This is a genomic window from uncultured Kocuria sp. (assembly GCF_947500125.1).
Taxonomy (GTDB): domain Bacteria; phylum Actinomycetota; class Actinomycetes; order Actinomycetales; family Micrococcaceae; genus Kocuria.
In genome coordinates, this window is record NZ_CANMRA010000066.1 from 1 (window position 1) to 3,887 (window position 3,887).

Below are 3,887 nucleotides of genomic sequence, written 5' to 3' on the forward strand. Positions count from 1 at the left end.
TGTGAACCGCAGTGATAACTGGCGGTGTTCTGACAGAGCTAAATGACCGCTTTGGGGCGGGGCAGTCAGTCTCGGGCCAGCTGGTCAGCCTGGTTCGAAGTGATTAATGGTCTGGCCTGTCTCGGTGGCCGTTCCACGTTCTTCATGTCAGGTGGGATGGCTTGCTGCGCCGGGCTTCAGCCCATGTCTCCGGCGCCTGCTCCTCCGCCGGCGCCCCACAGTCCGACCGAGTGAGTCTCCGGAGCAACACTGCGATCACGGGGCCCCGAGTTGTCGGCACCAGAGTTTCGGTGGCGGCGTCGGCCGATGACCAGGACGGCAATGCACAACAGGGCGAGGACGGCGATCACCGTCAGAAAGACCCAGCTGGAGGAAGCGGTCGCTGTCGTGGCGGAGGGAAGCAGGGGCAACATGGCGGACTCCTTCGTCATCGCGTGCCTTCAGGGTAGAACGGCAAAGGGCTTGGCGATAGGAAACTTCCACTGCAACGTCGGAGCCGTACCGATGGGACGTGACCGAGAGGAATGGTGCGCAGTGGGCAACAGGGAGTCTTGCTGGGCAGGCTGCGTTAGTGGTCCACTCCGATGCTCAGTGGCCGATGAGGAGTGCGTCGCGGGCGGCTTCGACGACTTCGGGGGTGACGGTGGCCAGGTGGTTGATTTCCAGGATGCGTTGGATCTGGGTGAGGAGGCGGTCGACGAGGCGGAAGTTGCCGCCGGTGATCCGGGCGATGGTGGCGATTGCGACCGTGCGGGTGAACTCGTCGTCCTCGCCGGCCAGCCCATCGGTGTGCCAGCGACGGGTCAGGACGGCGGTGAGCTCTTCGGGTGTGAGGGGGCGGTATTCGTGGGCGAAGCCCACACGGCTGTAGAGCTGGGGGTAGCGTCCCAGGCGTTTGTCGATGCCGGGCATCCCGATGAGGATCACTCCGAGGGTGTGGCGGTCGTAGTAGTCGCGGACCTGTTCCAGTCCGGTGGTCTTGAGCCGGTCGGCTTCGTCGATGATGAGCAGCTCGGTGAGCCCGGAGGAGCGGGATTCAGGGTGCACGAACGGGTCGACGCGGCCGTGGTGGTGGTAGTCGATGGCGTAGGAGATCTGCTGGCAGGCCCGGGGCAGGGCTTGGTCGACCTGTCGGGGGCTGGCGGTGACGGTCGGGGTCCACAGTGCGGTGCGGGCCTGCAGGACCCGTTCGGGGATGGGCCCGGGCTCGCGGTCCTCGCCCAGGTCTCGTTGCCACTGCTCCCATTGCGGGGCCCCGGCGTAGTGCCGGGCCGAAAGCGTCTTCCCGACCCCGGGTGGGCCCCAGCACAGGCCGATGTAGCGGTGGGCGCGGACGGTGTCGGCGAACTCGGTGAAGCGGCGGTGCTCCCGGGTGGGCAGGAACGCGGGCGCGCCCGGGGGCGGGGGTGAGGTGAGCCCGTTGATCTCCCCGAACGTGCCGGAGAGGAAGCGCCGGCCGTCGTCGCCCTCTCGGAGCATGCTTGCCTCGGGGTAGGGGTCATTCGGTGGCATAGGTCCGCAACCGGTGTCGGGGTGCCTCATCCTCCGGCAGGTCCGCCGCCGGGTCCGCCGCCGGGCCCGGCGCCGGGGCGGGTGGTGGTGCCCAGCGGTCGTCGGCTGGCAGGGCGTCGGCGAGGCTGCGCCGGGCCCGCAGCTGCTGCTTGAGCGCGGCGCGTCGGGCGCCCCGGGCCTGTTGCAGCTGCTGGAGGGTGATGGTCTCGGTGGCCAGTTCGGGGGCGATCGCCCGGCACAGGTAGGTGTCCTGGTGGTAGACGCGCACCTCGCCGGCGTCGCGGGGGTCGTAGCGGATGGTCACGGTCTCGGAGACGTAGGCGGCCAGCACCGGGCAGATGTAGCGGGTGCCTTGAAAGCGGATGCCGTCGCGCTGGACGATGCGGGTGGTCGCGGCGGTGAGCAGCAACAAGTCGAGGTCCTCGTCCCGTGCCGGGGTGCGCGGGATCCACCCGGCCCCGATCCAGCGGGCGGCCGGGGTCTGGCCGGTCTGGGAGTGCACCCGGGCGTGGTAGTCCTCGATCAGGTAGCGCTGGACCACCGCGTCGAGCTGCTCCAGGCTCAGGGCGGGTGGTGAGGTGGGGGTGCCGCCGGTGCCGTGCGGGATGTGTCCGGGCAGGTGCGGGAGCACCTCGGTGGTGATCGTGCCGTAGAAGCGTTCGATCTTGCCCCTGCCTTGCGGGATCCCGACGCGGGAGTGGATGAGCCGGATGTGGGTGTCCAGGCAGACCCGCTCGAGCCGGGTGCTGGTGAAGTCGGCCCCGTGGTCGCTGTAGAGCACCTCGGGCAGCCCCTGGACCGGCCACCGTGGGTCGGTCTTGGCCCGCACGGCCTGGTGCAGGGCCAGGGCGGTCTGCTCGGCATTCGGGGCGCCGGTGAAGACGGTGTAGCCGGCGATCGCGCGGGAGTAGTCATCGAGGATCACGCTTAGCCACGGCCGCACCGGGTTCCCCCGGTGGTCGAGGATCTGGAGATCGAGCAGGGTGTGGTCGGCCTGCCACTGCTCATTGGGCCTCACCGTCGTCCGCCGGTGCACCAGTTCGTATCGGTCCCGGTAGGCGGTGTCACCTTCCAGGGCCAGGGTGCGCAGGCCGGGGTCGATGGCGGCGATCACGCTACGCACGCTCGAGTAGCTCGGGGGCGCCCAGCCGCGCTCCGGGGCCAGGTCGCACACCCGGCGGTGGACGAACGTGGTCGTCGGTGCCGGCCGGCGCAGCGCCAGGGCCTCGATCACCGCGATCAGCTCCTCCGGCAGCCGGCGATGGCCGCGGTCGCTGCGGACCTGGCGTTGCAGCCCGGCCGCCGAGGAGTCCGCCCGGTACTCGGCGGCCCAGCGCTGCAGGGTGCGGACCGAGACCTGGGCGTGGGCGGCGAGCCGGGTCAGCGGCACCCCGTCGTCGAGGTGCTGGCGCAACAGTGCCGCTTTCTCCTGCGGACTCAGCTGCACCACCACCATCACCCCACGAGGGTCAGTCCGCCCGACCGGGCTCGGGATCGGCGGCGGTGACCGGTCCGGCCGTCACCGGCTCCGGGGGCCGGGGCGGGAGGTGGCGGTAGAGACTGGTGCGGGTGATCCCAGTCTTCGCCACGATCTCGGCCATCGTGTGCCCGGACTCGCGCAGGTGCGCGGCGTAGGCCAGCTTGTCCGGGTCCACCACCGTAGGCCGCCCGATCCGCCGGCCCTTGGCCGTGGCCACCGACCTCGCGTGAGCGGCGCGCTCCAGGGTGTAGGTGCGTTCCATCTGCCCGAACAGCGCCAGCAGCACCACCGCCAGCTGCGCCATCGGATCGTTCGGGTTGGTGGAGTCCACCTTGATCGGATCCGCCAGGTTCCGCACCCCCACTCCACGCTCGGCGAGGTCGTGGATCAGGTTCAGGGTGTCGCGCACGGTGCGCCCGAGCCGGTCCAGGGTGTGCACCACGATCACATCACCCTCCCGGGCATAGGCCAGGGCCGCGGTCAGACCAGGGCGCTCCGTGGTGGCCCCGGACTTCTTGTCCACATAGATCCGCTCCGGGGCGATGCCGACCTGTCGGAGGGCATCGATCTGCCGGTCGAGGTCTTGTTTGGCCGTCGAGACCCGCGCGTAGCCCAATTCCATGGGTCCACCGTACCGTTAGTCGGTTCCGTACGACCTAAATGGTTCAGTACTTTTGGTCCAAGTTCTGGTACTGGAATCACCGATCGTGCACATCGGGCAAGGGTCTCCACGCGGGCCGTCCCACTTCCTAGGAAGTGGGACGGTCGCCCAGGAGCGATCAACATGTCGATCACCTCGAGTTCGGCTGATCCGACGAATCCGATCGGGAGACAAGACCTCGATGCCGCCATTTAGCTCCGTCAGAACGCCGCCACTTATCGTTGCGGTTCACAC

Annotated in this window: 3 protein-coding genes; all 3 read right to left on the reverse strand. The window is 69.2% G+C overall.

Annotated features, from left to right (window positions below; genetic code table 11):
• Positions 1 to 588 precede the first annotated feature (588 nt).
• The 3 genes from Q0817_RS19755 to Q0817_RS19765 are packed head-to-tail and all read right to left on the reverse strand — an operon-like array spanning position 589 to position 3,614.
• Positions 589 to 1,479 (reverse strand): AAA family ATPase, encoded by an 891-nt coding sequence (locus tag Q0817_RS19755; protein WP_298592118.1) that lies wholly within the window; start codon positions 1,477 to 1,479, stop codon positions 589 to 591.
• Between the two features lie 19 nt (positions 1,480 to 1,498).
• Positions 1,499 to 2,968, reverse strand: coding sequence for a Mu transposase C-terminal domain-containing protein (locus Q0817_RS19760; protein WP_298592124.1), 1,470 nt, complete (start codon positions 2,966 to 2,968; stop codon positions 1,499 to 1,501).
• Positions 2,969 to 2,981: 13 nt separating this feature from the next.
• On the reverse strand, positions 2,982 to 3,614 hold the full coding sequence (locus Q0817_RS19765; protein WP_298592121.1) for a recombinase family protein: 633 nt from the start codon (positions 3,612 to 3,614) through the stop codon (positions 2,982 to 2,984).
• Positions 3,615 to 3,887: the final 273 nt, after the last annotated feature.